28 protein-coding genes and 1 riboswitch are annotated in these 24,612 nt (G+C 72.8%); of the genes, 12 read left to right on the top strand and 16 right to left on the bottom strand.

Features of this window, described 5'->3' with window-relative positions:
• Positions 1-58: 58 nt before the first annotated feature.
• The 3 genes from PIJ49_RS09230 to glyA all read right to left on the bottom strand — a co-directional run bounded on the left by PIJ49_RS09230 (position 59) and on the right by glyA (position 2,871).
• Entirely contained in the window at positions 59-508 is a 450-nt protein-coding gene (locus PIJ49_RS09230) for a hypothetical protein (RefSeq protein WP_271826404.1), read from the bottom strand.
• 153 nt (positions 509-661) lie between these two features.
• Positions 662-1,585 (bottom strand): tetrahydrofolate dehydrogenase/cyclohydrolase catalytic domain-containing protein, encoded by a 924-nt coding sequence (locus tag PIJ49_RS09225; RefSeq protein ID WP_066656755.1) that lies wholly within the window; start codon positions 1,583-1,585, stop codon positions 662-664.
• A complete protein-coding gene (glyA, locus tag PIJ49_RS09220) occupies positions 1,582-2,871 on the bottom strand; it encodes a serine hydroxymethyltransferase (protein ID WP_442874623.1) in 1,290 nt (429 codons plus the stop codon). Before glyA ends, PIJ49_RS09225 begins: the two co-directional genes overlap by 4 nt.
• A gap of 51 nt (positions 2,872-2,922) precedes the next feature.
• A riboswitch (ZMP/ZTP riboswitch) is annotated at positions 2,923-3,008 on the bottom strand.
• A 64-nt stretch (positions 3,009-3,072) separates the two neighbouring features.
• Here glyA and clpS point away from each other — a divergent pair.
• The 4 genes from clpS to PIJ49_RS09200 all read left to right on the top strand — a co-directional run bounded on the left by clpS (position 3,073) and on the right by PIJ49_RS09200 (position 5,881).
• Positions 3,073-3,372, top strand: coding sequence for an ATP-dependent Clp protease adapter ClpS (clpS, locus tag PIJ49_RS09215; RefSeq protein ID WP_066656757.1), 300 nt, complete (start codon positions 3,073-3,075; stop codon positions 3,370-3,372).
• Entirely contained in the window at positions 3,369-3,842 is a 474-nt protein-coding gene (locus tag PIJ49_RS09210) for a DUF2017 family protein (RefSeq protein ID WP_066656760.1), read from the top strand. The genes clpS and PIJ49_RS09210 overlap by 4 nt, the downstream gene beginning before the upstream one ends.
• Positions 3,843-4,026: 184 nt before the next feature.
• Positions 4,027-4,446: a MarR family winged helix-turn-helix transcriptional regulator gene (locus PIJ49_RS09205; RefSeq protein ID WP_209685378.1), complete on the top strand. Its 420-nt coding sequence runs from the start codon at positions 4,027-4,029 to the stop codon at positions 4,444-4,446.
• Between the two features lie 94 nt (positions 4,447-4,540).
• Positions 4,541-5,881 (top strand): MFS transporter, encoded by a 1,341-nt coding sequence (locus tag PIJ49_RS09200; protein ID WP_334212823.1) that lies wholly within the window; start codon positions 4,541-4,543, stop codon positions 5,879-5,881.
• A gap of 9 nt (positions 5,882-5,890) precedes the next feature.
• Here PIJ49_RS09200 and PIJ49_RS09195 read toward each other — a convergent pair whose 3' ends face one another.
• Both PIJ49_RS09195 and PIJ49_RS09190 read right to left on the bottom strand, forming a co-directional pair.
• Positions 5,891-6,553, bottom strand: a complete 663-nt coding sequence (locus PIJ49_RS09195; protein ID WP_271826403.1) for a nucleotidyl transferase AbiEii/AbiGii toxin family protein — start codon at positions 6,551-6,553, stop codon at positions 5,891-5,893.
• Positions 6,550-6,873, bottom strand: a complete 324-nt coding sequence (locus tag PIJ49_RS09190) for a transcriptional regulator (RefSeq protein ID WP_271826408.1) — start codon at positions 6,871-6,873, stop codon at positions 6,550-6,552. Before PIJ49_RS09190 ends, PIJ49_RS09195 begins: the two co-directional genes overlap by 4 nt.
• A 175-nt stretch (positions 6,874-7,048) precedes the next feature.
• Here PIJ49_RS09190 and purU point away from each other — a divergent pair, with 175 nt between their 5' ends.
• The 4 genes from purU (at position 7,049) to PIJ49_RS09170 (ending at position 10,019) form a co-directional block, all read left to right on the top strand.
• Positions 7,049-7,909, top strand: coding sequence for a formyltetrahydrofolate deformylase (gene purU / locus PIJ49_RS09185; RefSeq protein ID WP_066656765.1), 861 nt, complete (start codon positions 7,049-7,051; stop codon positions 7,907-7,909).
• A 7-nt stretch (positions 7,910-7,916) separates the two neighbouring features.
• Positions 7,917-8,330: a YrdB family protein gene (locus tag PIJ49_RS09180; protein WP_271826402.1), complete on the top strand. Its 414-nt coding sequence runs from the start codon at positions 7,917-7,919 to the stop codon at positions 8,328-8,330.
• Between the two features lie 104 nt (positions 8,331-8,434).
• Positions 8,435-9,586, top strand: coding sequence for an N-acetylglucosamine-6-phosphate deacetylase (gene nagA, locus PIJ49_RS09175; RefSeq protein WP_374109585.1), 1,152 nt, complete (start codon positions 8,435-8,437; stop codon positions 9,584-9,586).
• 31 nt (positions 9,587-9,617) lie between these two features.
• Entirely contained in the window at positions 9,618-10,019 is a 402-nt protein-coding gene (locus PIJ49_RS09170; RefSeq protein ID WP_271826401.1) for a VOC family protein, read from the top strand.
• 27 nt (positions 10,020-10,046) lie between these two features.
• Here PIJ49_RS09170 and PIJ49_RS09165 read toward each other — a convergent pair whose 3' ends face one another.
• From PIJ49_RS09165 to PIJ49_RS09155, 3 genes are all read right to left on the bottom strand, one after another.
• Complete coding sequence (locus PIJ49_RS09165) at positions 10,047-11,591, bottom strand: alpha-L-fucosidase (RefSeq protein ID WP_271826400.1); 1,545 nt, start codon at positions 11,589-11,591, stop codon at positions 10,047-10,049.
• Positions 11,592-11,674: 83 nt separating this feature from the next.
• Positions 11,675-12,175: a hypothetical protein gene (locus PIJ49_RS09160; RefSeq protein ID WP_271826399.1), complete on the bottom strand. Its 501-nt coding sequence runs from the start codon at positions 12,173-12,175 to the stop codon at positions 11,675-11,677.
• A 54-nt stretch (positions 12,176-12,229) separates the two neighbouring features.
• Positions 12,230-13,057, bottom strand: a complete 828-nt coding sequence (locus PIJ49_RS09155) for a helix-turn-helix transcriptional regulator (protein ID WP_209685366.1) — start codon at positions 13,055-13,057, stop codon at positions 12,230-12,232.
• A 122-nt stretch (positions 13,058-13,179) separates the two neighbouring features.
• Here PIJ49_RS09155 and PIJ49_RS09150 point away from each other — a divergent pair, with 122 nt between their 5' ends.
• A complete protein-coding gene (locus tag PIJ49_RS09150; RefSeq protein WP_251160973.1) occupies positions 13,180-14,118 on the top strand; it encodes an SDR family oxidoreductase in 939 nt (312 codons plus the stop codon).
• A gap of 31 nt (positions 14,119-14,149) precedes the next feature.
• Positions 14,150-15,319: a MalY/PatB family protein gene (locus PIJ49_RS09145; protein WP_271826398.1), complete on the top strand. Its 1,170-nt coding sequence runs from the start codon at positions 14,150-14,152 to the stop codon at positions 15,317-15,319.
• 16 nt (positions 15,320-15,335) lie between these two features.
• On the opposite strand, the gene nagB is transcribed toward PIJ49_RS09145, so the two are convergent.
• The gene (nagB, locus tag PIJ49_RS09140; RefSeq protein WP_066656784.1) at positions 15,336-16,121 is read right to left on the bottom strand and encodes a glucosamine-6-phosphate deaminase; all 786 of its coding nucleotides are present in this window, start codon (positions 16,119-16,121) and stop codon (positions 15,336-15,338) included.
• Between the two features lie 58 nt (positions 16,122-16,179).
• Between nagB and PIJ49_RS09135 the strand changes: the two genes are divergently transcribed.
• Positions 16,180-16,659 (top strand): NUDIX hydrolase, encoded by a 480-nt coding sequence (locus PIJ49_RS09135; protein ID WP_066656787.1) that lies wholly within the window; start codon positions 16,180-16,182, stop codon positions 16,657-16,659.
• Between the two features lie 250 nt (positions 16,660-16,909).
• On the opposite strand, the gene PIJ49_RS09130 is transcribed toward PIJ49_RS09135, so the two are convergent.
• The 5 genes from PIJ49_RS09130 to PIJ49_RS09110 form a co-directional block, all read right to left on the bottom strand.
• Positions 16,910-17,440, bottom strand: a complete 531-nt coding sequence (locus PIJ49_RS09130; protein ID WP_271826397.1) for a hypothetical protein — start codon at positions 17,438-17,440, stop codon at positions 16,910-16,912.
• Between the two features lie 335 nt (positions 17,441-17,775).
• A complete protein-coding gene (locus PIJ49_RS09125) occupies positions 17,776-18,846 on the bottom strand; it encodes an ABC transporter ATP-binding protein (protein ID WP_271826396.1) in 1,071 nt (356 codons plus the stop codon).
• Positions 18,843-19,691: an ABC transporter permease gene (locus PIJ49_RS09120; protein WP_271826395.1), complete on the bottom strand. Its 849-nt coding sequence runs from the start codon at positions 19,689-19,691 to the stop codon at positions 18,843-18,845. Before PIJ49_RS09120 ends, PIJ49_RS09125 begins: the two co-directional genes overlap by 4 nt.
• 23 nt (positions 19,692-19,714) lie before the next feature.
• Positions 19,715-20,800: an ABC transporter permease gene (locus tag PIJ49_RS09115; protein WP_334212822.1), complete on the bottom strand. Its 1,086-nt coding sequence runs from the start codon at positions 20,798-20,800 to the stop codon at positions 19,715-19,717.
• A gap of 5 nt (positions 20,801-20,805) precedes the next feature.
• Complete coding sequence (locus PIJ49_RS09110) at positions 20,806-21,945, bottom strand: ABC transporter substrate-binding protein (protein ID WP_271826394.1); 1,140 nt, start codon at positions 21,943-21,945, stop codon at positions 20,806-20,808.
• A 277-nt stretch (positions 21,946-22,222) separates the two neighbouring features.
• On the opposite strand from PIJ49_RS09110, the gene PIJ49_RS09105 reads away from it, so the two are divergent.
• Entirely contained in the window at positions 22,223-22,660 is a 438-nt protein-coding gene (locus tag PIJ49_RS09105; protein ID WP_271826393.1) for a YdeI/OmpD-associated family protein, read from the top strand.
• 198 nt (positions 22,661-22,858) lie between these two features.
• Here PIJ49_RS09105 and PIJ49_RS09100 read toward each other — a convergent pair whose 3' ends face one another.
• Both PIJ49_RS09100 and PIJ49_RS09095 read right to left on the bottom strand, forming a co-directional pair.
• On the bottom strand, positions 22,859-23,743 hold the full coding sequence (locus PIJ49_RS09100; protein ID WP_251160940.1) for an NAD(P)H-hydrate dehydratase: 885 nt from the start codon (positions 23,741-23,743) through the stop codon (positions 22,859-22,861).
• Positions 23,733-24,473 carry a histidine phosphatase family protein gene (locus PIJ49_RS09095; protein ID WP_251160939.1) on the bottom strand — a complete coding sequence of 247 codons (741 nt, stop codon included), beginning with the start codon at positions 24,471-24,473 and terminating at the stop codon, positions 23,733-23,735. The genes PIJ49_RS09100 and PIJ49_RS09095 overlap by 11 nt, the downstream gene beginning before the upstream one ends.
• Positions 24,474-24,612: the final 139 nt, after the last annotated feature.

Raw genomic sequence — 24,612 nt, 5'->3', positions numbered from 1 at the left:
GGCCCGCCGGCCCGCCGGCCCGCCGGCCCGCCGGCCCGCCGGCCCGCCGGCCCGCCGGTCAGCCTCCGTAGTCGGCGTACCGCGTCGTCTCGACGACGTTCCCGAGCACGAACGGGTGCGTCCGACCGTGCTCGACGGCCCACTGCACCCACGCCGTCTGCACGGGCATGAGCAGCCACACCGCCACGGTGACGCCGAGCACGCCGGCGAGGGTGAGTCCCATCACGGTGTGCTCGTCGAACCGGCTCGCGCCTCGGCGGGCGACCGCGACGGCGAACCCGACGAGGGCGATGCCGATGGTCAGGAGCGTCGTCCCGAAGGCCGGCGACGACCGGAAGTCGAACTCCTGCCCGGCGTGGACGAAGGTCGCGCTCCAGCTCGAGCCGGGCTGCTGGAACAGGATGCAGAGCACCACGATGAGGACCAGCCAGCGGGCGTCCTTCGTGAGCTGCGACGGCTCGGGCCGCGGGCGCAGCACCGGTTCGGTCAGCTGTCGTTCGTCCCCCATGGCGTGACCGTAGCACCGCGGGAGGCGCGTGGCGGGGGTGATCCGCGCCTCCCGTCCGAAGCCGCACACCGAGACTCGGCCGAGCGGACAGTTTCGTCCTGCACAGGGGACGGAAGTGTCCGCCTGGCCGAGTCTCGGGCGACCGGGCTCGCGCTACCGCAGGTGGCGCTCGGCCGCCTCGACGACGTTCTTCATGAGCATCGCGCGGGTCATCGGCCCGACCCCGCCGGGCGTGGGCGACAGGAACCCGGCGACGGACGCCACGGCGGGGTCGACGTCGCCGCGCAGCTTCGCCTTGCCCGTCTCCGGGGAGACGACGCGGCTGATGCCGACGTCGATGACCGCAGCACCCGGCTTGACCCAGTCCGGCTGCACGAGCCCGGCGACCCCGGCCGCGGCGACGATGATGTCGGCGCGACGGCACTCGGCGGCGACGTCCTCGGTCAGCGAGTGCGTGAGGGTGGCGGTCGCCTCGAGCCGGGTGAGCAGCAGGCCGAGCGGACGACCGACCGTCAGGCCCTGGCCGATGATCGTCACGTGCTGCCCGCGGATCGGGACGTCGTAGGCCTCGAGCATCGCGACGATGCCCCGCGGGGTGCACGGCAGCGGGGCGTCGATCGTGCCGGCCCCACCGGGCACGGCGAGCACGAGCTCACCGAGGTTCGTCGGGTGCAGGCCGTCGGCGTCCTTCGCCGGGTTCATCAGCTCGAGCATCGGGATCGGGTCGATGCCCTGCGGCAGCGGGAGCTGCACGATGAACGCGGTGACCCGGGGGTCGTCGTTCATCTGCAGGATCGCGGCGCGGATGTCGGCGGCCGAAGCGGTCTCCGGGAGGTCGATGCGGACCGAGTCGAGCCCGATCTGTGCCGAGTCCTTGTGCTTGCCGGCGACGTACGACACCGACCCCGGGTTCGCGCCGACCATGATCGTGCCGAGCCCGGGCCGGAACCCGTGGTCGTGCAGGCGGTCGATGCGGACCTTCAGGTCGTCGAGCGTGCGCGCGGCGAGGGCGGTGCCGTCGATGCGGACGGCACTGCCCTCCCCCGCCCAGCGCTCACGTGGGAGCGCGGCGCTCACGCGTACAGGGGGAACGCGTCGGTCAGGGCCTTCACCCGTGCCGAGAGCGCTGCGATGTCCGGGTTCGGCATGAGCGTCAGCGCGATGATGTCGGCCACCTCGGTGAACTCGGCGTCGCCGAAGCCGCGGGTCGCCAGCGCCGGGGTGCCGATGCGGACACCGGAGGTGACCATCGGCGGGCGCGGGTCGAAGGGGACGGAGTTGCGGTTCACGGTGATGCCGACCTCGTGCAGAAGGTCCTCGGCCTGCTTGCCGTCGACCTCGGACTCACGGAGGTCGACGAGCACCAGGTGCACGTCGGTGCCACCGGTGAGGACGTCGATGCCGGCGGCCTTCGCGTCGGGCTGCGTGAGCCGGTCCGCCAGCAGGCGGGCACCGCGCAGCGTGCGCTCCTGGCGGTCCTTGAACTCCGGCTGGCCGGCGAGCAGGAACGCGGTGGCCTTCGCCGCGATCACGTGCATGAGCGGACCGCCCTGCTGGCCCGGGAACACCGCGGAGTTCAGCTTCTTGAAGAGCGACTCCTCGTTGGACAGGATGATGCCCGAGCGGGGACCGGCGAGCGTCTTGTGCACCGTCGACGACACGACGTGGGCGTGCGGCAGGGGCGACGGGTGCAGGCCCGCGGCGACGAGCCCGGCGAAGTGCGCCATGTCCACCCAGAGCGTCGCGCCGACCTCGTCCGCGATCTCGCGGAACTTCGCGAAGTCGAGCTGGCGGGGGTACGCCGACCAGCCGGCGATGAGGACCTTCGGCTGGTGCTCGATGGCCTTCGCACGGATGTCGTCGTAGTCGACCTCGAACGTCTCCGGGTCGACGCCGTAGGACACCGCGTCGTAGATGCGGCCGGAGAAGTTGAGCTTCATGCCGTGCGTCAGGTGACCGCCGTGGGCGAGCTCGAGGCCGAGGATCGTGTCCCCGGCGGAGGCGATGGCGTGCAGCACCGCGGCGTTCGCGCTCGCGCCGGAGTGCGGCTGCACGTTCGCGTAGGCGGCACCGAACAGGGCCTTCGCCCGGTCGATGGCGAGCTGCTCGGCGACGTCGACGAACTCGCAGCCGCCGTAGTAGCGCTTGCCCGGGTAGCCCTCGGCGTACTTGTTCGTCAGGACGGAGCCCTGCGACTCGAGGACGGCGCGCGGGACGAAGTTCTCGGACGCGATCATCTCGAGGGTGTCGCGCTGGCGGCCGAGCTCGTTCTGCAGCACGGCGGCGATCTCGGGGTCGACCTCGGCGAGCGGGGCGTTGAACGTGGACTGCGCGGTGGCGGGCGTCAGATCGGTGATGGACACGGGACTCCTCGTTGTCTGAGTCGCCGCGCGGACGCGACGAGGTGGACGGGTGGGCGCGGCCCAGGCGTACGGCCGCGCTCCGTGTCAGGTGTCGCTCCCCGATGGTGACCCATCCAACGCCAGTCGCGACCCGTCGATCGTACCGAGCGCGCACGTTCGTGTCACCCTTGGGGACATGCACCCGAGCATCCCCGTCGACGCATGACGCTGATCAGCCCCGACGTCGAGGAGCGCACCGACCTCGCCGCGCGCCTCGACGTGCCGTGGGTCACCGTGGTCTGGGACGACCCGGTGAACCTGATGTCCTACGTCACCTACGTCTTCCAGAGCTACTTCGGCTTCTCGCACGCCCGGGCCGAGCGACTCATGCGCCAGGTGCACGACGACGGCCGGGCGATCGTCGCGACCGGCGCCCGCGAGGCCATGGAGCGCCACGTCGAGGCCATGCACGGCTACGGCCTGCAGGCCACCGTCGACCGCGCGGCGGGACCGGACGCGTGATCCCCTTCAGCCGGCGCCAGGACGGTGTGCACCTCGCCATGTCCGAGGGCGAGCGCGCCGTCCTCACGTCGCTCACCGAACAGCTGCAGCAGGTGCTCGGCGGTGACCTCGCGTCCGACCCCGTCGCCGCGCGGATGTTCCCGGACGCCTACCCGTCGGACACCGAGGCGAGCGACGAGTTCCGCCGTTGGACGCAGGCGGACCTGCTCACCCAGAAGACCGCGAACGCCGACGTCGTGCACGACTGGCTGACCGGTGCGCGGGACGGCGCGATGACCCCGCCGGACGAGCAGGCCTGGCTGCGGTGCCTCACCGACCTGCGGCTGACGATCGCGGAGCGGCTCGGCATCACCGACGCCGCGTCGGAGGAGGCCTCGTCCTCCGGGGACGCCGGCCTCGGTCTGCGCGACGTCTACGACTGGATCGGGTACGTGCAGGAACACCTCGTCACGACCCTCACCACCCGCTGACGGGACGGCCGGGAGGCGCGGCGCACGTTCCGCCTCGTCCGCCCCGGCCCGTCAACTGGTCGCGGTGGTCGCGGTGGCCGCGGTGGTCGCGGTGGTCGCGCATCCGGGCGAGCAACGAGGGGTCGGCACCATCTGATCAGAAGGCAACCTTGCAAGGTGCCCTGTTCAGTCGTACTGTTCCACCGTGGAACCGATCGACACGCTCGCGGACGACCTGCTGACCCTGCACGGTCGCATCCGCCGCACGCTGCTCGCCGGGAAGGCCGACGAGGTCACCGCGTCCCAGACCGCCGCGCTCGGTCGGCTCCTGCGCCACGGCGAGAGCACCGTCGCCGACCTCGCGCGCGCCGAGGGAGTCCGCCCGCAGTCGATGGGCGCGACCGTGCAGGCCCTCGTCGACCTCGGGCTCGCCGAGCGTCGCCCCGACCCGACGGACGGCCGCCGCACGCTCGTCCGGGCCACGGAGACGGGCTCCCGAGCCCGCGCCGACGCGTGGACCACCCGGACCCGGGTGCTCGCGGACCGTCTCGCCGCGCTGCCCGACGAGGACCGGGTGACGGTCGCGCGCGCCCTCGCGATCCTCACGCCGCTCACCGACGACTGACCCCAGGAAGAAGCCCGCCACGTCCACGTCGACCTCCCCCGTCCCGACCGTCCCCGACGCCGGCACCACCGGCGGCAGCGGCTTCGGCCCGAAGCTGCTCGTCCCCGTCCTGGTCGGTCCGCTGCTCAACCCGATCAACACGACGATGGTGTCCGTCGCCCTCGCGCCGATCTCCCGCGACCTCGGCATCGGTGCCTCGCAGGCGATCTGGCTCGTCGCCGCGCTCTACCTGGCGAGCGCGGTCGCGCAGCCGACGATGGGCAAGCTCGCCGACCGGTTCGGCCCGAAGAAGGTCTTCCTCACCGGACTCGTGATCGTCGGCGTCGCCGGTGTCGTGCCCGAGGTGCTGACCGGGTTCGGCGGGGCGGTCGCCGCACGGGTGCTGATCGGGATCGGGACGTCGTCGGCGTACCCGGCCGCCCTCACCACCCTGCGGCAGCACTCCGCCAGGATCGGGAAGCCGACACCGCCGCTCGTGCTCGGGGCGCTCTCGATCACCTCGCTGGTCTCCGCTGCGGCCGGGCCGCCCCTCGGCGGCGCACTGATCGCGGCGTTCGGCTGGCACGCGATCTTCCTGGTGAACGTCCCGCTCGCCGTGTTCGGCCTCGTCGTCGCCGCGATGTGGCTGCCGTCCGACCGGCTCCGACCCCGTGACGCCGAGCAGCTGCCGGTCCGGACCGCGCTCGACCCGCTCGGCATGGTGCTCATGACCGGCACGGTGTCGGCGCTCCTGGTGTTCCTGCTCGACCTCGGCGCCGGACTCTGGTGGCTGCTCGCGGTCGCCGTCGTGCTGCTCGTGGCGCTCGTGCTCTGGGAACTGCGCGCGACGAAGCCCTTCGTCGACGTCCGCCTGCTCGTCCGGAACGGCGCGCTGTCCCGCACCTACGCGCGACTGTTCCTGACCTACCTGCTCGCCTACACGATGACGTACGGGTTCTCGCAGTGGGTGCAGGACGTCGCGGGCTACCCGAGCGACGTCGCCGGGTACCTGCAGCTCCCGGCAGCCGTCGTCGCCGGGGTGGTGTCGTTCATGGTCGCCCGACGCACCGCCGTCCGCCGGCCGCTCGTCGTCGCGGCGCTCGTCCCCCTGGTCGGCGCCGGGCTCCTGCTCCTGCTGCACGCCGGGTCGCCGCTCGTGCTGCTGCTCGTCGTGCCGGCGCTGTTCGGGGTGCCGCAGGCGCTGGCGTCGGTGTCGAACCAGGCGGCGCTGTACACGGTGGTGCCCTCGGAGTACATCGGTACCGCCGCCGGACTGTCGCGCACGAGCATCTACATCGGCGCGATCGCGGCGTCCTCGCTGATCGGCGGGGTGTTCGGCCAGGCCCCGACCACGCCGGACCTGCACGTGCTCGCGTGGGTGATGCTCGGCGTCGGCGTGCTGCTCAGCGTGCTGACGCTCGCGGACCGGGCGCTGGCGCGGGCGGACCGGCGCTGACGTGGCGCGTCAGTGCTCGGCGCCGAACGCCGCTTCGATCTGGTCGGCCCAGTCGGTCAGCCTCCGCTCGACACCCGCCAACTCGGCGGGGGTCACGCCGTACTCACGCACACGCCGCGAACCGATCCTCCGCACCTGTCGGAGCGCCTCGGCGAAGAGCTGTCGATCGAAGCCGTCGTCGTGTTCGGCTGCGCCGTCGAGGAGCTCGGCGTCCGAGAACCTCCCGCTCCGGCGGATCGCGTCGACGTCGAGGTAGTCTCGCGCTTCCGCACGCGAGAACAAGGCTGCAACCTTGTTCGACACCGCGTCGTACTCGTCGAGCACCGGGCCGAGGGCGAGCACGACGGGTTGCCGAGCGCGCCAGTCGACGCCCAGGTCGACCTCGACCACCTCACCATCGAGCGTGACCCGCAGCCTGGCGAAGAGCTCGAAGCGTCTGGCGACGGTGACGACGAAGCCCTCGGAGGCGAGCTGCGCGATGACATCGCCGAGAGCGCGCTCGAACCCACCTGCGTCCCGTCGGTCCGTGAAGAGGTCCACGTCAGCAGTAGGACGGCACGTGAACCCGTGCTCACGGATGGCGCCGGAACCAGCGAGCGCGAACCCGGAGTCGTTCGTCGCGGCGAGCGCGATCGACGCCACGCGTCGCTGCATCGCCTCGCTCGCGATCACGAGACGAGTTCGGGGAACCGGCTCTCCCACGCACATCGGATCCGGACGGGCAGGAAGAGCCGCGACCACCATCGCCGGAGGACCGCCGGACTGACCAGGGCCTGGACGTCAGCGAGCGTGCCCTCACGCAGGGTTGCTTCGTACGCCTTCGCGACATCGTCCCAGTAGGCCAGGTCGACGACCGGGTCGGGCCCCCAGTACACCGTGTCGGGGAGCCGGAGCGAGCCCTCGGCCGGGCCCGTGAGATCGTCCAAGCTGGCGGGCACGGCGAAGCCGCGCGTGGCCTGGGTGCGGACCCGCACCGCTGAGTCGATCGTCATCGCACCCTCCCCTCTCCAGGGTACCGATGCCCCCCACGACAGGACCAGCCCCTGTGGACGCGGCGCCCGAGGGGTCAGCCCCGGCCTGTCGGCGACGTGGGCCGCACGTCGGACGCGCCACGGGCCTCCCGGCCGAACCGCAGGAACGCCGGAGCGCCCCGGTACCCTGATCTCCGTGACCGCCCCGAACCCCACGCACTGGACCCTCACGCTCGTCTGCGACGACCAGCCCGGGATCGTGCACGCCGTCTCCGGAGCCGTGGTCGCGGCCAACGGCAACATCACCGAGTCGCAACAGTTCTCGAGCGCCGACACGAACTCGTTCTTCATGCGCCTGCAGGTCATGGCGCCGGTCGACCGCGAGACGTTCGAGCAGGCCCTCGCACCCGTCGTCGAGCGCTACGGCATGCGGGTCCAGCTCGACGTGGTCGGGCGTCCGATGCGCACCCTGGTGCTCGTGTCGAAGGCCGGGCACTGCCTGAACGACCTGCTCTACCGGCAGCGCGGCGGCCAGCTGCCGATCGAGGTACCCCTCGTGCTGTCGAACCACGCCGACCTGTCCGGGCTGGCGGCGTTCTACTCCGTGCCGTTCGAGCACCGGCCGGTCACCGACGCGGACGCGAAGCGGGCGATGGAGCAGCGGATCCTCGAGGCCGTCGAGGAGCACGACATCGAACTCGTCGTCCTCGCCCGCTACATGCAGATCCTGTCGCCGGAGCTCTGCGCCGCGCTCGAGGGCCGCGCCGTCAACATCCACCACTCGTTCCTGCCCGGCTTCAAGGGCGCCAACCCGTACCGGCAGGCGCACGCGCGCGGCGTCAAGCTCATCGGTGCGACGGCGCACTTCGTGACGAGCGACCTCGACGAGGGCCCGATCATCGAGCAGAACGTCGTCCGGGTCGACCACACGAAGGAGCCCGCCGAGCTGGTCTCGATCGGCCAGGACGAGGAGTCCCGGACGCTGACGCAGGCGGTGCGCTGGATCGCGGAGGACCGCGTCCTCCTCGACGGCGCCCGCACGATCATCTTCAGGTAGGCACCGCATGACGAACGCACCGCAGAGTCCCGTCGACCGGGGCGACGTCCCGCCGCCCACCGATCCGGCACCCGCACGCCGCCGGGCCTCCGTCTCCGGCTGGACGGTGCTGCGCGTGCTGGTGTGCGCGTTCGGGCTGCTGTCACTGGCGTACTGGGGCTACCTCGCGTGGCCGTTCCCGTTCCCCGGCGCGCTGTTCATGGTCGGGGCACCGCTGTTCGCCGCGGTCGTCTGGTTCCTCTTCCGCTCGCCGCGCTCGCCGATCGACACCGACGTGGTGGGCAAGGTGGTCGTCGAGACCGCGCTGGTCATCGCGGCCGGCGGCGCCTGGGTGTCGCTCGGGCACCCGGTGGTCGGGTTGGTCTTCGTGCTGGTCGCGGCGCTCTCCGGCGTGGTCGCGTTCCGGCGGGAGACGGCGTGAGCTCCGGGCCTGCGTCGGTGTCCGGCCTCGGCTCCGGGTCCGGGTTCGGCTCCGGGTCAGGGTCCGGGTCCGGCTCCGGGTCCGGCTCCGGCTCCGGGTCCGGTCTGGAGGCGCGGCGCACGCTGGTCCGAGCCGGTCGCCTGGTCGACGAGGCCGGCTCCACGGCCGACGGGTGGGTCCTGCTCGCCGGCGACGTGATCGAAGCGGTGGGGTCCGGCGCCGACGCGCCCAGCGCCCCGGACGTGGTCGACCTCGGCGACGCCGTCCTGACGCCCGGGTTCATCGACCTGCACGGGCACGGTGGTGGTGGCGCGGCCTACGAGGACGACACCTTCGACGCGGCGCTCGCCGTGCACCGGGCGCACGGGACGACCCGCTCGGTCCTGTCCCTCGTCGCGAACCCCTCGGCAGCGCTCGCGACGTCGCTCGAGCGCATCCGCACCGTCGCCGCGACGGACCCGCTCGTGCTCGGCGCGCACCTGGAGGGGCCGTTCCTCTCCCCCGACAACCGGGGCGCCCACAACGCCGCCCACCTGGTCGATCCGTCGCCGGCGGCCGTGGACGCCCTGCTCGACGCGGGTGCCGGGGTCCTGCGGCAGGTCACGATCGCGCCCGAGCTGCCGGGAGCGCTGGACGCCGTCCGCCGCTTCGTCGACGCCGGGGTCGCCGTCGCCGTCGGACACACCGTCTGCTCGTACGACCAGGCCCGGGCGGCCTTCGACGCCGGTGCCACCGTGCTCACCCACGCGTGCAACGCAATGCCGGGGTTGCACCACCGGGCGCCGGGTCCGATCGCCGCGGCGACCGAGGACGACCGCGTGACGCTCGAGCTCATCCTCGACGGTGTGCACGTGCACCCCGCCGTCGCCCGCGTGCTGCTCCGTGCGGCGCCGGGGCGCGTCGCACTGATCACCGACGCGATGGCCGCGGCCGGGTCGCCCGACGGCTCCTACGCGCTCGGGTCGCTGACGGTGGACGTGGTGGACGGCGTCGCGCGCGTCGCCGGGACGGACACGATCGCGGGCTCGACGCTGACGCAGGACGCGGCGCTGCGGCTCGCCGTGTCGGCCGCCGGAGCGTCGCTGCCCGAGGCGGTCGCGGCGCTGACGAGCGTGCCGGCATCGGCGCTCGGGCTCGGGGACCGGCTGGGCCGGGTCGCGCCCGGGTACGCAGCGGACCTCGTGGCGCTCTCCCCCGCGCTCGAGGTGCACCGGGTGTGGGGCGCCGGCCGGGAGCTGGTGCCCGCAAGGTCTTGACCCGGGCGGCGCGCGGCGGGACCATCTCCGCATGGCGCTCTACGTCTCCTGCCCGGTCGAGAGCGTCGAGCGCGCCACCGCGTTCTACACGGCCCTCGGGTGGACCATCGACCCGCGGATGTCCCGGGACGACGTCGCGTGCGTCGTGTTCGGGACCGACCAGTACCTGATGCTCAGCAGCCGCGAGGCCTACGCGAGCGTCGGCGGCACGGAGGACATGGTGGGTGGACCGGACACCCCGTCGAAGGTCACGCTCTCGTTCGACCTCGACAGCCGACAGGCCGTCGACGAGCTGGTCGAGCGGGCCCGCGCTGCCGGCGGGCGGACCGGGGACACCGACGAGTACCCGTTCATGTACCAGCGGCAGTTCGACGACCCGGACGGGTACCACTGGTCGCCGTTCTGGATGCACGCCGACACCGCCGGCGCGTGACCTCGTCCACGCGCTCCCGCCGGACGGTCACTGGTGCAGGTGGTCCTGGCGGGGCTGCTCCGTCTCCGGCGCGAAGCGGATCCGCAGCACGGGTCCGCTGTCCTCGGTCGTGGAGCCGCTGACCTCCACCTCGAGGGCGTCCGGGGTCCGGTCCCACCGCGTGACGGTCCCGGAGCCGAGCACCGCGACGTCGCTGATCGTGCGGGTGAGCAGCGCCGACGCCGACCCGAGCGACCGCAGTCGTACGACGCCGTCGTCGGGCTGGGCGAGCAGGACCGCGTAGAGGGAGTCGCCCGTGACGTCGTGCCGCACGGTGTAGCGGACGTCCTCCGCCGTGTACGCCGGAGCGGCAGCGTCGACGAACGACCCGGCGGTCACCGCGGTCGGTCCCTCGGACGGTACGGTCCAGGGCCGGGTGCCGTAGATCGCCTCGCCGTGCAGGCCGAGCCAGTGCCCGATGCCCTCGAGCAGGCGCTGCTCCTCGACCGGGATCGTGCCGTCCGGCTTCGGGCCGACGTTGAGCAGCAGGACCCCGCGCTTCGCGACGACGTCGACGAGCTCGGCGACGAGTTCGCGCACGCTCTTGTACTCGTGCCCCTCGACCCAGCACCAGGAGGTCCGTGACACCGACGTGTCGTTCTGCCACACGGTCGGCTCGGTGCCCGCCACGGCTCCGCGCTCGATGTCGTACACCGCGGTGCCGGGCGCGAAGGCTCCCCACTTGTAGTTGATGACGACCTCGCGTCCCCACTCGGCCGCCCGGTTGTAGTAGTACGCGGCGAGGGTCTGCAGCACCGGGGCGAACGCCGGTTGCTCGATCCACCAGTCGAACCAGAGCACCTGCGGCCGGTACTTCTCGATGACCTCGACGGTGCGCAGGAGCCAGTCCTCGAGGAACCGCTCGTTCGGAGCCGTCTCCTCACGCTGCGCGGGACCGTAGAAGTCCGACCACCGCGGGTCGAGCACGTCGGAGTCGAACCGGGCACCGCCGTTCATGAAGAACCAGTGCTCGGCACGGTGCGACGAGGCGCCGCGGACCATCCACGCCTCGTCGACCGCTCGGGAGAGGTCGCCGAAGACGTCGCGCCGTGGCCCCATCCGTGCGGCGCTCCAGCGGGACCGGTCCGTGTCGTACATCGCGAACCCGTCGTGGTGCTCGGCGACGGGCACGACGAACTGCGCACCCGCACGACGGAACAGCGCTGCCCACGCGGCCGGGTCGAAGTGCTCCATCGTGAACGACGGGATGAAGTCCTTGTACCCGAAGTCGCGGTGCTCGCCGTGGGTCGCGACGTGGTGGTCGAAGGCCTCGGTGCCCTGCCGGTACATCTCGCGGGAGTACCACTCGTTGCCGAACGCCGGGACGGAGTACACGCCCCAGTGCAGGAAGACCCCGAACTTGGCGTCCTCGTACCAGCGTGGAGGCTCGTAGGCGGCGAGGGACTCCCACGTCGCGTCGAAGGGTCCGGCGGCGACGACCTCGTGCACGGCACGCAGCGCCTCGGTGTTGTCGCTGACGTCGACCGGCTCCGGGAGCGACTCCGGGTCGAGCGGTGCGTGGCGGTCCGGCATGGGGCACTCCTTCGTGCGTCGGATGCGGTCCCCCACTTCTACCGGTCGAGGTCGGGAGTCGGGTGGGTCACGGATGCCGGCGGTCAGGGCAGCCGGACGACGACCTCGGCGGTCGAGGGCCCACCGCACTGCTCGGACCCGCCGTGCCGTACCCACGTGAAGTGGACGCCACGCTCGACGAGCACCCGGCCGTCCGCGCCGAGGACCGCCACGTGCCCGCGTCCCGCGGTGTCCGACGAGGTCGGCACGGACCACACGTCCCCGTCGTGTTCGACCATGGGGAGCACTGCCGTCGGCGCCGTGCCGTCCGGCAGTGTCCCGACCGCTGGCGCGCCCGGTGTGGCTTCCCCAGGGGCGGTCGGCACGGCTGGTTCGGGCGGCACCCCGGGCGTGCAGTCCGGGCCCTGGCAGACGACGATGCCCGCGACGCCGGACGCCGGGTCCGCGGAACCCGGGACCTCGACGGCGACGGTGTCGGTCCGACCGATCGCCGTGCACGCCGTCGGCCCGATGCCGGCGCAGCCGGTCGTCACGAGCACCAGCACGGCCGATGCCGTGGCGAGTCCCCTCGTCCCCCGACGCATGCGTCCATCGTCACCGATCGATCGCGGACGGGTGGTCACGATCCGGCGACGGTGTCAGGCCGCGACGACGGACAGCAGCCGGAGTCGGTCGTGGCTCTCGGTCCCGGGGACGGCGGTGTAGACGAGCAGCACGTGCGCCTGCTCCGGGTCGAGGAGCACCTGGCAGTGCAGCTCGAGTCGGCCGACCTCCGGGTGGTCGTAGCGCTTGACGGTCCCCGGGACGAGGCCGACCTCCTGCCGGTCCCACAGCGTCCGGAACTCGTCGGAGCGTTGCAGGAGCTCGTCCGCGAGCCGCGCTGCCCGGGACCCGGGACCGCGCCGGGTCGCGACCTCACGCAGTGACGACACGTACAGCCGCGCGGTGGTGTCGCGGTCCTCCGGCGGGAAGAGGTCCCGCGCACCCGGTTCGGTGAACCAGCGCCAGCCGATCGAGCGCGACGGCCCCTGCCGCTGACTCGCGTCCCCGAACAGTGCGGCGGCGAGCGGCGTCTGCAGGAGCGTCTCGCCGAGTTCCGTGACGACCTCGGCCGGCGTGTCCACCAGGCGGTCGAAGATGCGCATCATGCCCGGGCCCACGTGGTCCGAGCCCGCGCCGGACTCCGGCGGTCGGTGCCCGGCGAGGCGGAAGACGTGGTCGCGTTCCGCCCGGCTCAGGTGGAGCCCCTGCGCGATCGCGGCGACCATCTGCTCGGAGGGCTGCGGACCGGTGCCCCGTTCGAGCCGGGCGTAGTAGTCCGGGGACATGTGGCAGACCGCCGCGACCTCCTCGCGGCGCAGCCCGGAGGTCCGGCGCCGCTGTCCCGGCGGGAGGCCGACGTCGGACGGTTGCAGGGCCTCCCGGCGTCCGCGGAGGAAGGCGCCGAGCGCCGGTCGATCGATCACGGGCCCATCCTCGCCGGTCCGCGTCCTCCGCAGCCACGGTCCGTCAGGTCCTGGTTGCGGTCCGGCCGCCGACGCAGGCTGGCACCAGCCCGACGACGGGCGACGATCCCGAGGAGACCACCGTGCCGACACGACCCATCGACATCACCCTGCCGCGACTGGACGGCACCCGCGCCGTCGTCACCGGTGCGAGCGACGGCATCGGCCTGGGCATCGCGACGGCACTCGCGGGCGCCGGCGCCACGGTCGTGCTCCCCGTGCGCAACCCGAGCAAGGGCGAGGCCGCACGCATCCGGGTGCTCCGCGAACACCCGGACGCCGACGTGCAGCTCGGCGCGATGGACCTGTCGTCCCTCGCCTCGGTGGACGCGTTCGCGGAGTCGATGCGGTCGGCCGGTCAGCCGGTCGGCCTGCTCGTGGGCAACGCCGGGGTCATGACCCCACCCGAGCGGCAGACCACGGCCGACGGCTTCGAGCTGCAGCTCGGCACGAACCACCTCGGACACGTCGCACTCGTCCGCGGACTCCTGCCGCTGCTCCGTGCGGCGCGCGGCCACGTCACGTCGCAGATCAGCATCGTCGCGCGCAGCGGCGCCGTGCACTGGGAGGACCCGAACTGGGAGCGGAGCTACGACGGGATGCGCGCGTACCGGCAGTCGAAGATCGCGTTCGGCCTGTTCGGGCTCGAGCTCGCCCGACGGAGCGCCGACCGCGGATGGGGCATCACGAGCAACCTCGCGCACCCGGGCGTCGCGCCGACGAGCCTGCTCGCCGCGCGCCCGGAGCTCGGCCGGAGCGGGGACACCCCGCAGGTCCGGGTGATCCGCTGGTTGTCCGCTCGGGGCCTGCTCGTCGGGACCCCGAGGACCGCCGGGTTGCCGGCGCTCGTCGCAGCCACCGACCCGGCCGTGCGGGACGGCGGGTTCGTGGGTCCGACGGGTGCCGGCGGTGTCGGCGGAGCGCCCGGACGGACGCCGCTGTGGAAGCCGCTCCGCAGTGCCGAGGACGCCCGACGCGTGTGGGAACTGTCCGAGGAACTGCTCGGCACGTCGGTCGCGTGACGTCCGCGGCCGGCGCTGTCAGGATGGCCGCATGAGCGTCATGATCTCGGTGTTCGATGCGCAGCGCACCCGCACGAGCGAGAAGTACACCGCCTACCCGCCCGAGGTCCTGCCGATGTTCGTCGCCGAGATGGACTCGGTCCCCGCCGAGCCGGTGCGCGAGGCCCTCGAGCGCGCTGTCCGCAACGGGGACACCGGGTACGTCGGGCACACCCGGGTGCTGCCCGAGGTCTTCGCCGACTTCGCCGACCGCCGGTGGGGATGGGACGTCGACCCCGACCTCGTCCGGACCACCACCGACGTGTCGGTGGCGGCGGTCGAGATGCTCCGACGGGTCGTCGACCCCGGCGACCAGGTCGTCGTCATGCCGCCCGTCTACCCGCCGTTCTGGGAGTACGTCCGCGAGGCCGGCGGCACCGTGACCGAGGTGCCGCTGCTCGCCCCGGACGGCGAACCCGACCCGTTCGACACCACGGCCGGATGGCGGATGGACCTCGCCGGGGTCGAGCGCGCCTTCGCCGGCGGCGCCCGGACGGTCCTGCTCTGCAACCCGCACAACCCCCTCGGGCTCGTGCACGCCCGCGACGACCTGGTGGCACTCGCCCGGCTCGCCGCGGAGTGGGACGCCGTCGTCGTCTCCGACGAGATCCACGCCCCGCTCGTGCACGCGGACGCGGTGTTCACCCCGTTCCTCACCTGCGGACCCGAGGCGATCGAGCACGGCGTCGCCCTGACGAGCGCGAGCAAGGCGTGGAACCTGGCCGGGACGAAGTGTGCGCTCATGGTCGGGGCGTCTCAGCGGGCGCGCGGCTGGTTCGACGGGCTGCCCGTCGAGGTCGTCGAGCGCACCGGGATCCTCGGGTACACCGCGAGCGTCGCCGCCTTCCGTGACGGGGAGCCGTGGCTCGCGTCGCTGCTCGCCGAGCTGGCCGGCAACCGCCGTGTGCTCGCCGAGGAGCTCGGCTCGGCCCTGCCCGGTGCTGGGTACCGGCAGCCGCAGGCGTCCTACCTGGCCTGGCTCGACCTGCGGGCCCTGCCGTGGGGCGACGACCCCGCCCTGCGGCTGGTCGACCGGGCGAAGGTCGCGCTGACGAACGGTCGCGACTTCGGGCAGCCGGGCATCGGCCACGCCCGGCTCAACTTCGGCTGCTCCGAGGAGACCTTGCGCGAGGGGATGGCGCGCCTGGCGTCCGCCCGCTGATCCCGCTCGGCAGGCGTCACTCGAAGCGTTGCCACTCCGGCTTGTTGGCGTACGTGTACCGGTAGTAGTCCGCCAGACGGAGCCCGGCTGCGGCCTCCTCGTCCACCACGACGGTCGCGTGCTCGTGCAGCTGCAACGCCGACCCGGGCACGAACGACGACAGCGGCCCCTCGACCGCGGCGGCCACGGCGTCGGCCTTCGCCGAGCCCTGCGCGACGAGGACGAGCTCACGCGCCTCGAGGATCGTGCCGAGCCCCTGCGTCATGCAGTGCGTCGGCACCTGATCGAGCGAGTCGAAGAAGCGGGCATTGGCCTCACGCGTGGACGGTGCGAGGGTCTTGATGCGGGTGCGGGACGCGAACGACGACGTCGGCTCGTTGAACCCGATGTGCCCGTTCGCCCCGATCCCGAGGATCTGCACGTCGACCCCGCCGGCGGCCCGGATCGCAGCGTCGTACTCCTTCGCCGCGAACGCCAGGTCCGTCGCGCGGCCGTCCGGCACCCGCACCCGCGAGGGGTCGAACCCGAGCGGCTCCACGACGTCGCGCTGGATCACCGACGCGTACGACTCCGGGTGCTCGAGCGGGATCCCGACGTACTCGTCGAGGGCGAACCCGCGGGCCGCGGCGAAGGACACCTCGCCCGCCTCGACCCGACGACGCAGGTCGGCGTAGATGCCCTGCGGGCTCGACCCGGTGGCGAGACCCACGACGGCGGACGGCTTCTCGGCCACGACCGAGGCGATCTTGGCGGCAGCGACACGACCGACCTCGGCCGGCGTCGACAGGATGATGATCTCCACGCCCTCACCCTACTGGTCATGACCAGTCGCCGACAGGGGTGGTCGGTAGCGTGGGGGCATGCCCACCCCTGACTTCGTCCTGTCCCTGCGCGAGAAGGTCGGCAACGATCCGCTGTGGATGACGGGCATCACCGCCGTCGTCACGCGCGGCGAGGGCCCCGACCGCGAACTGCTCGTCGTCCGGCGCGCGGACAACGGCGCGCTGACGCCGGTGACGGGGATCGTCGACCCGGGTGAGGAACCCGCGGTCGCCGCAGAGCGCGAGGTCCTCGAGGAGGCCGACGTCGTCGCGGTCGCCGAGCGCCTGACCTGGGTGCACGTCCTGCCCGAGATGACCTACCCGAACGGTGACCGGGCGCAGTACCTCGACCTGGTCTTCGCGTGCCGGTACGTGTCCGGCACGCCCGCCCCCGCGGACGGCGAGAACACCGAGGCGTTCTGGGCGCGGCTCGACGCCCTGCCGGAGATGTCCGCGGACATGCTGGAACGGGTCCGGGCGGGCCTGTCCGACGAGCCGGCCGCGCGCTTCGAGCGCTGACCCTCCGCCGACCAGGGCGCGTTCACCTAGCGACCGCGACCCCGAGGCCGGGGCCCGTGCCGCTCCCGTGACACTCCGCGAGACCGCAGCCGGACGAGCCCGCATCCGACGAGCACCGACACGATCCCGATGCTGACCCGGATCGCGACGACGAGCCACGGCACGTCCGTGGCCGTCTGTGCCGCTGTCAGGATCACGACCGCCGCGGACCCGACCAGGACGAGGGTGACGACACGAGCTCGACGAGGGCTCACACGCAACCCGTACGCGCAGCGTGGTTGTTCGAGAAGTAGACCTTCAGCTGCTTGTTGTTCTTGCACGTCCCCTTGATCGTCGCGAGGTAGGCGGCGCCGACTGCGATGATCGCCTGCACGGCGAGGCAAGCGAGCTGGCCGACTGCGGGGATCGCGCAGATCGCGGCACCGAGCACGAAGCCAGCTCCGTTGTACAGCAGGTTCTGGTCGTACTGGTTGAACGTCACGTACTGCCCTCCAGCGTCGTAGCCTCCGCCCAGGCGAGCATCGCCCTTCGGCCGCACGACGTCGAGCTCGAGTCCGTCGCCGAGCGTGACCACCGCGTGGTGCCCGTCCGGGTCGTCCCGTTCGGACTCGACGAGGTCTGCAGCCCGCAGCTGTCGCAGCACCGAGTCGAAGTCCGTCGTCTGCAACAGCTGCTTCGCCTCACGCACGGAGTTCGGCTCCGCGTGCGCCTGTGCAACAGGCACCACTGCCCCTGCGACCACGACGACGCTCGCGATCAACAGCCCGATCTTGCAACCCATCAGTACCTCCTCGGTTCAGTGAGGAGAGACTCTCGTACCGATGTTCCACATCCATGACCAGGAGATGTCCGGGGAGTCAATCACAGTCGTGAGGACTCGCGGGCCGGGGGGGGGGGGGGGGGGGGGGGGGGGGGGGGGGGGCGCGGGGGCGGGGGGGGGGGGGGGGGGGGGGGGGGGGGGGCGGGGGCCCCCCCCCCCCCCCCCCCCCCCCCCGACCGGCACCTGGTCGCCCCGGCCGGGGTCGGGTCTCGCGTCCAGCGACGGATCCCGGGCGGCGCGGCCCGCGATCCGTCGCTCAGCCCGGGTCTCGGCGGGACGGTCCGAGCACGGGGTCGCTACGCGAGCGGAGCGACCGCGGCCGGGGCGCCGAGCAGTCGCAGGGCCACGGCGTCGCCAGCGGCGCGGCGGTCGCCGACCTCGTGCTGCACCGTCACGACCGTGTCGTCGTCCAGCCGGACCGTCGTGCGCCGGATCGACCCGAGGAAGCTCGACGTGACGACGGTGCCGGTGACGCCCTCGGCGGCGAAGGCGACGTCCTCGGGGCGGACGTAGGCGAGCACCGGACCGTCCGCGGTGTCCGCTGCGAGCGCCGGGACGCGGAAGCCGTAGACGAACACGTCGCCGCTGCGCAGGTCGCCACGCAGGCGGTTCGACTGCCCGACGAAGTCCGCGGTGAACGCCGAGACGGGGTGTCGGTAGAGCTCCTCGGGCGTCCCGACCTGCTCGATGCCGCCGGCGTTCATCACCGCGATGCGGTCGGAGACGGCGAGTGCCTCCTCCTGGTCGTGGGTGACGAAGACGGTCGTGATGCCGAGGTCGCTCTGGATGCGGCGGATCTCGTCACGCAGGGACACCCGCACCTTCGCGTCGAGCGCGGACAGCGGCTCGTCGAGCAGGAGCACGCGCGGGCGGGTGACGAGGGCACGGGCGAGGGCGACCCGCTGCTGCTGCCCGCCGGAGAGCTGGTGCGGGAACCGGTCGGCGAGGCCGGCGAGGTGCACCATGTCGAGCGCCTCGATGACGCGCTCGCGACGTGCTGGGGCGGCGACCTTCCGCATCTCGAGGCCGAACGACACGTTCTGCCGCACCGTCATGTGCGGGAAGAGCGAGTACTGCTGGAACACCATGCCGATGTCGCGTCGTTCGACCGGCACCGCGGCGACGTCCGCTCCGTCGATGCGGATCGCGCCGGCGTCGATCGCCTCGAGACCGGCGAGCGCACGCAGCGCGGTGGTCTTGCCGCAGCCGGACGGCCCGAGCAGCGAGACGAACTCGCCGGGCTCGATGCGGAGCGACAGGCCGGCGAGCGCACGGTGGGAGCCGTAGTGCTTCTCGACCGCCTCGAGCTCGACGGTCGCCCCCTCGGTGGACAGCGACGCCGGGGCGGCGGGAGCGGTGACGGTCATGTGGACTCCTTCGGGGTGCGCCGGCGGCCCGCGCCGACCCGGCCGATGACGACGAGCAGCACGAAACCGAACAGCAGTGCGGCGAGCGAGAAGATCGCGGCCACGTACGGGTCGGTCTGCTGCACGAGCACGAGCGCGGTCTGGAACGTGGTGCGGGACAGGAACGAGGCGAGGGTGTACTCGCCGAGGACGACCGTGACGGTCAGGAAGCACGCGGCGGTGATGCCGCGGCGGAGGTTCGGCAGCAGGATCCGCCACGTCACGGTCCACCACGAGGCGCCGAGCGAGCGAGCGGCCTCGGACAGCACCGTGACGTCGACCGAGGTCAGCGCCGCGGCGATCGGGCGGAACGCGAACGGCAGCGACACGATGCCGATCGCGAAGGCCAGGGTCCACGCGCCGGAGCCGAACACCTGCGCGACGACCTGGTACACGGGGATGAAGCCGACGACGAGCACGACGACGGGCACCGTGATCGGCACCAGGCAGACGAACTCGAGCACGCGGCGCAGGCGGGGGTAGCGGAGCGCGGTGACGATCTGGGCGGGCAGGAGCACGAGCAGCACGATCGCGACGGTGATCACCGCGATGAGCAGGGACGACGCGAGGCCGTCGAACACCGGCTGGTAGGTGGACGCGTTCGCCGGGTCGACGATCGCGGCGTAGTGATCGAGCGTGAGCGCCCCGTCGGTGCCCTGGCGGAACGTGAACTGCACCAGGGCGACCAGCGGCACGGCGACGACGAGTCCGACCAGGGCGAGCACGGCGACGGCGGCGCCCCGGGACGGAGCGACGCCGAAGCGGCCGACGCGGGTGGGGCCTCCAGGCCGGGATGCGGCGGCCACGGGGCGGACCGACGAGACGGCGGTCACCGCTGCCACCGCGCAGCGCGACGCTGGAGCAGCGAGTAGGCGCCCATCACGACCGCCATGACCACGACCATGCCGAGGGCGAGCACACCCGCGACGTTCTGCAGACCGATGATCGTCTCGCTGGTGAGCTGCGCGCGGATCGTCAGCGGCACGATGCCGCCCTGCGAGATGAGTGCCGCCGCGGTGGCGAACGACGAGAACGCGTTCGCGAAGAGCAGGAGCAGCGACCCCCAGAACGCCGGCGCGAGCACGGGCAGGGCGATGCGCCGCCATGAGGTCGCACGCGAGGCGCCGAGGGTGGCGGCGGCCTCGCCCCACTGGGGCTTGACGCCCTCGAGGGCGGGCATGAACGTGAGGACCATGAGCGGCACCTGGAAGTAGACGTACGGGATCACGAGACCGGGGACGGTGTACAGGAGGGTCCCGTTCGCGTTGAGGTCGAGACCGAAGGCCGACACCAGCCAGGTGGTGACCAGTCCCTGCGCGCCGATCGTGGCGATGAACGCGAACGCGAGCATCACGCCGCCGAACTGTGCGAGGACGCTGGCGGCGGAGTCGATCATCGAGCGGACGAGCCCGTCGGGCCGGAGCGCGGCGAGCGCCCAGCAGACCAGGGCACCGACGACGGCGCCGATCACGGCCGAGACCGCGGACAGGCCGAACGAACCGGCGAACGCGCGGAGGACGGACGGGTCACGGAGCGCTGCGAGGTTCGCGAGCGTGAACCGCCCGTCGCCGGTGGAGAACCCGCTGCCGACCGCGATCACGGCGGGGACGGCCAGGAAGAGCAGGACGTACGCGGCGAACGGGGTGAGGCCGAGCCAGGCGAGGCCGGGGCGGCGGCGGGCCCGGGCCCCGGTGCGACGGGCGGCGGTGGCCGCATCCGCATCGGCGCCGGACGACGCGACGGGGGCCGCTGCCGCGCTGGTGGCGGCGGGGACCGGGACTGCCGTGCCCGCGCCCGTACCCGTGCCCGTGCCCGTGACCGTGCCTGTGCCCGTGCCCGTGCCCGTGCCCGTGCTCGCGCCCTTGCTCGCGCCCGGGGCGAACGCGCTGCCGCCCGGCGCCGATGCGGTCGTCATGCTGCTCAGGACCCCATCGTGGCGGACCACTTCGCGGCGAGGACCTTCGCTGCATCCGTGACCTGCGCGTCGGTCAGCTCGACGTAGTCCTTCGGCATCCCGCCTGCGGCCCGCAGGGCGTCCTCGTCGACCTTGCCCGACTGCTCCATCGCCGCGAGGGTCGACGGGAAGGCGCCGGCCTGCAGGTACAGGTTCTGGGCGTCGGGGCTCGCGATGTACTCCTGCCACAGGCGTGCCGCCGCGGGGTGCGGTGCGTCCTTGTTGATCGCCTGCGAGTAGTACGAGCCGAGCGCCTGCCCCTCGGGGACGACCGTCTTCCAGTCCTGGTTGCCGCTCGACCCGGCCGCCGGGCCCCAGGCCAGGTTGTTGTACGACCACTGGATCACGACGGGCGTCTCCCCCGAGGCGACCGTCGCCTGCGTGGGCAGCACGTTCTGGAAGTTGCCGGCCTGCTGCAGCTTGCCGAAGTAGTCGACGCCCTTCGTGATGTCGTCCGCCGACCCGCCGTTCTCGAGCGCGGCGAGGTACACCGCGGACGCCGCCTGGTTCGCCTGCGTCGGGTCGCCCGCGATCGAGACCTTGCCCCGGTACTCGCTGCCGAGCAGGTCGTCCAGGTCCTTCGGGGCGTCCGTGATCTTCGACGAGTCGTACCCGATCGACATGAGGCCCGTGTAGTCGCGGGTCCACTTGCCGTCCGCGTCCTTGAGCGTGTCCGGGATGTCCGACCAGTTCGCCACCTTGTAGTCGGTGAGCAGGTCGAGGTTCTGCTGCATCACGGCGTTGCCGAGGTCGAGCACGTCGGGGGCCGTCGACTGGCCCTGCTGCGACTTGACGGCGGCGACCTCGTCGGCGCTGGAGCCGTTCGGGTTGGCCGAGTTGATCTTGATGTCGTACTTCTGCTCGAAGCCGTCGATGATCTTGCCGTAGTTCGCCCACGTCGGCGGGAGGGCGATGACGTTGAGCTGCCCCTCGGCCTTCGCGGCCTTCACGAGGGCGTCCATTCCGCCGGCCGACTCGGCGCTCGTGGCGGTCTTCCAGTCGGTGTCGCTCGACGTCGACGCGCTGCTCGTCGCCGAGCAACCGGCCAGGGTGACGACTGCTGCTGCGGCCAGGGCGATGCCGGCCATGGTGCGGGTGTGCTGCACGGGGTGTGCCTTCCGGGTGCTGTGGGGATTCGGGTGTCCGGGGGTCCGGGTTCGGCACGATCGTGGACGCGCCCGGTTTCGGGGTCGTGCTGCGGCGGTGAACGGTGGCGGAACAGCGGGTACGGCTGTACGGTTTCGCTGCCGGGGACGGTCCCCGGCGAGGGTCGATCGCGGCGGGCTCGACGTCCGGTCGCGCGTCCTGCGCTCGACCGGTACGACGCACGGTCGCGTCGGCCGCGCGGGTGCGGTCACGACCGCGGACAGCCGGGAGGCACGGGTGCAGTTCACGACGACGGTCCTGCAGGCGAGGAAGACGGCCACCGGCCTGCCCGTCCCCGAGGAGGTCATCGACGCCCTCGGCTCCGGGAAGCGCCCCGCCGTGGTGGTCACGATCGACGGCGGCTACACCTACCGGTCCACGGTCGGGGTGATGGGCGGGCAGTTCCTCGTGCCGCTGTCGGAGGCGCACCGCACCGCAGCGGGGATCGGCGCCGGGGACACCGTCGAGGTCACACTCGAGCTCGACACCCTGCCGCGCACCGTCGAGTTGCCCTCCGACCTGGCGGCGGCGTTCGACGCGGCCGGGGTCCGTGCGGCGTACGAGACCCTGTCGGCGTCACGGCAGCGGGCACTCGTGGACCCGGTGCTCGCGGCGAAGGCCCCGGAGACGCGGCAGCGCCGGATCGACAAGGCCGTGGAGGCGTTGCGCGGATAGGCGGGTGAGCGCGGTCGGCCTGGCCCTGGCCGTGGCCGTGGCGCTAGGTCTGGCCCTGGCCGTGGCTGTGGCCGTGGCTTCGCCGGGTGCGATCGGGCGTACGTGGTAGATCCGGGCGTACCTGGTCGTTCGGTTCCACCAGGGACACCCGTTCCGACCAGGTATCGCAGTCGTTCTGGGAAGGAACGAGCGCCGTCGTCAGCCGCCGAGCTCGACCAGGACCCGCGGGATCTCGGTCAACAGTTCGCTGGCGAGGTAGCCCAGTGGCCCGACCTGCACGGCGAGGCGGTCACCCGCGGCGGCGTGCACGTACGACGCCCAGGCGACGGCCTGTGCCGGCTCGGCACCGCGGGCGAGCAATCCGACCACCACACCCGACAACACGTCGCCGCTGCCGCTCGTCCCGAGCCCTCCGGAGCCGGTGCCCTTCACCCAGGCACGGCCGTCCGGCGCCGCGATGACGTCGGACAGCGCGACCACGGCGCCGTACCGCTCGGCGATCTCCCGGGCGTCGGCGACGTCGTCGTCCCCGCAGTCCCGACCCAGCAGCCGCTCGGCCTCACCGCTGTTCGGCGTGAGGACGAGACGACCGCGCAACGGCCTGAGCCGGTCCTCGACGTCCGCCGCGACGCCGAGCGCGAAGGCGTCCAGCACGACGAAGGTGTCCGGACCGACCACGTCCGCGATGCCCGCGACGAGGTCCCGAGCACCGTCCGGCTCGTCCAGCCCGGGACCGACCAGCACCGCGTCGGCAGCACCGGCCGTGTCGAGCACGGCGTCGATCGCGCCGACGGCGACGTGTCCGCCGTCGTCCTCGGCGAGCGGGACCACGCCCGACTCGGGCACGGCGACCGCGACCTGGTTCGCCACGCTCGACCCGACCGCCAGGGACAGTCGGCCTGCTCCGACCCGCAGTGCGGCGAGCGCCGACAGCATGGCGGCACCCGGGGTGTGGGCGGCGCCGCCGACGACGAGGACCTGTCCCCGGCCGTACTTGCCGGCGCCGGCGTCGGGCAGCGCCCACTCGCGGAGGACGTTCGGCGTGATGTGCCGCGGTGCTGCAGGCTCCTGGTCAGTCGACACGGGCGTCGTCCTTCCGGCCGCTGTGCTCGGTGACCTCGTCGTCGTCGAGGTGCCCCACCGCGGAGAACTCCTCGAGCGTCCAGGGGGCACCGGGCCCGTCGCGGTGCAGTCGTGTCAGGGAGGCGTTCGCGACCGTGTGGTCCTCGGCGAACGCCATGAGGGCGTGTTCGTCGAGGTCGAGGCAGACCGCGACGGCGAGCATCACCACGGCGTCGTGCGCGGCGACGAGCAGTCGTTCGGTGCCCTCGAGCCGGTCGACGTCCGTCAGCACGGTGCGGAGGCGGAGCATCACGTCCGCCCAGGACTCCCCGCCGGCGGGACGGTGGTAGTACTTGCCGAGCCACTGTCGTCGGCGTTCCTCGTCCGGGTACCGGTTCCGCACGCCGTCACGGGTGAGCAGGTCGAGGACGCCGAGCTCCCGGTCGCGCAGCCGCTCGTCGACGCGCTTCGGCGGTTCGGTCAGCCCGCCGGCATCGAGCGCGATGCCGATCGTCTGCTGCGCCCGGCGGTACGGCGAGACCCAGAGGGCGACCGGGACGTCGTCGACGCCGCGGTCGGCGAGCTCCTGCCCGAGCGCTCGGGACTGTTCCTCCCCCAACGGACTGAGCGGGACGTCGGCGTCGCGGTGGTCGACCTCGATGACGTCCGCGCCCTCGGCTTCGGCTCTGGCGGCGGCGACGTTCGCGGTCGACTCCCCGTGCCGGACGAGCCAGATCTCGGTGACAGCCATGGGCGCGACGCTAACCGCGGGCCCCTGGGTCGGCTCCCGGCCACGTCGTCGTCGGGCTGCGGCGCGCTCGGGCCGCTGCGCGCGTGCCTGCAGATCAAGCCGCTCCGGGCCGTGCGCTCCTCGATGCGCGTGCCTGCCG

Source organism: Curtobacterium uvaldense (assembly GCF_028307415.1).
Classification (GTDB): Bacteria; Actinomycetota; Actinomycetes; order Actinomycetales; family Microbacteriaceae; genus Curtobacterium.
The sequence above is the reverse complement of the archived record's forward strand: the minus strand, read 5'-3'. Positions and strand labels throughout refer to the sequence as shown.

What these genes read in the sequence shown, in the direction of transcription:
- PIJ49_RS09230 (WP_271826404.1), bottom strand. Translation starts at nt 508, where the DNA reads ATGGGGGACGAACGACAGCTGACCGAACCGGTGCTGCGCCCGCGGCCC.
- clpS (WP_066656757.1), top strand. Translation starts at nt 3,073, where the DNA reads ATGACGCTGATCAGCCCCGACGTCGAGGAGCGCACCGACCTCGCCGCG.
- PIJ49_RS09190 (WP_271826408.1), bottom strand. Translation starts at nt 6,873, where the DNA reads ATGACGATCGACTCAGCGGTGCGGGTCCGCACCCAGGCCACGCGCGGC.
- PIJ49_RS09180 (WP_271826402.1), top strand. Translation starts at nt 7,917, where the DNA reads ATGACGAACGCACCGCAGAGTCCCGTCGACCGGGGCGACGTCCCGCCG.
- PIJ49_RS09170 (WP_271826401.1), top strand. Translation starts at nt 9,618, where the DNA reads ATGGCGCTCTACGTCTCCTGCCCGGTCGAGAGCGTCGAGCGCGCCACC.
- PIJ49_RS09165 (WP_271826400.1), bottom strand. Translation starts at nt 11,591, where the DNA reads ATGCCGGACCGCCACGCACCGCTCGACCCGGAGTCGCTCCCGGAGCCG.
- PIJ49_RS09160 (WP_271826399.1), bottom strand. Translation starts at nt 12,175, where the DNA reads ATGCGTCGGGGGACGAGGGGACTCGCCACGGCATCGGCCGTGCTGGTG.
- PIJ49_RS09145 (WP_271826398.1), top strand. Translation starts at nt 14,150, where the DNA reads ATGAGCGTCATGATCTCGGTGTTCGATGCGCAGCGCACCCGCACGAGC.
- PIJ49_RS09135 (WP_066656787.1), top strand. Translation starts at nt 16,180, where the DNA reads ATGCCCACCCCTGACTTCGTCCTGTCCCTGCGCGAGAAGGTCGGCAAC.
- PIJ49_RS09130 (WP_271826397.1), bottom strand. Translation starts at nt 17,440, where the DNA reads ATGGGTTGCAAGATCGGGCTGTTGATCGCGAGCGTCGTCGTGGTCGCA.
- PIJ49_RS09125 (WP_271826396.1), bottom strand. Translation starts at nt 18,846, where the DNA reads ATGACCGTCACCGCTCCCGCCGCCCCGGCGTCGCTGTCCACCGAGGGG.
- PIJ49_RS09115 (WP_334212822.1), bottom strand. Translation starts at nt 20,800, where the DNA reads ATGACGACCGCATCGGCGCCGGGCGGCAGCGCGTTCGCCCCGGGCGCG.
- PIJ49_RS09095 (WP_251160939.1), bottom strand. Translation starts at nt 24,473, where the DNA reads ATGGCTGTCACCGAGATCTGGCTCGTCCGGCACGGGGAGTCGACCGCG.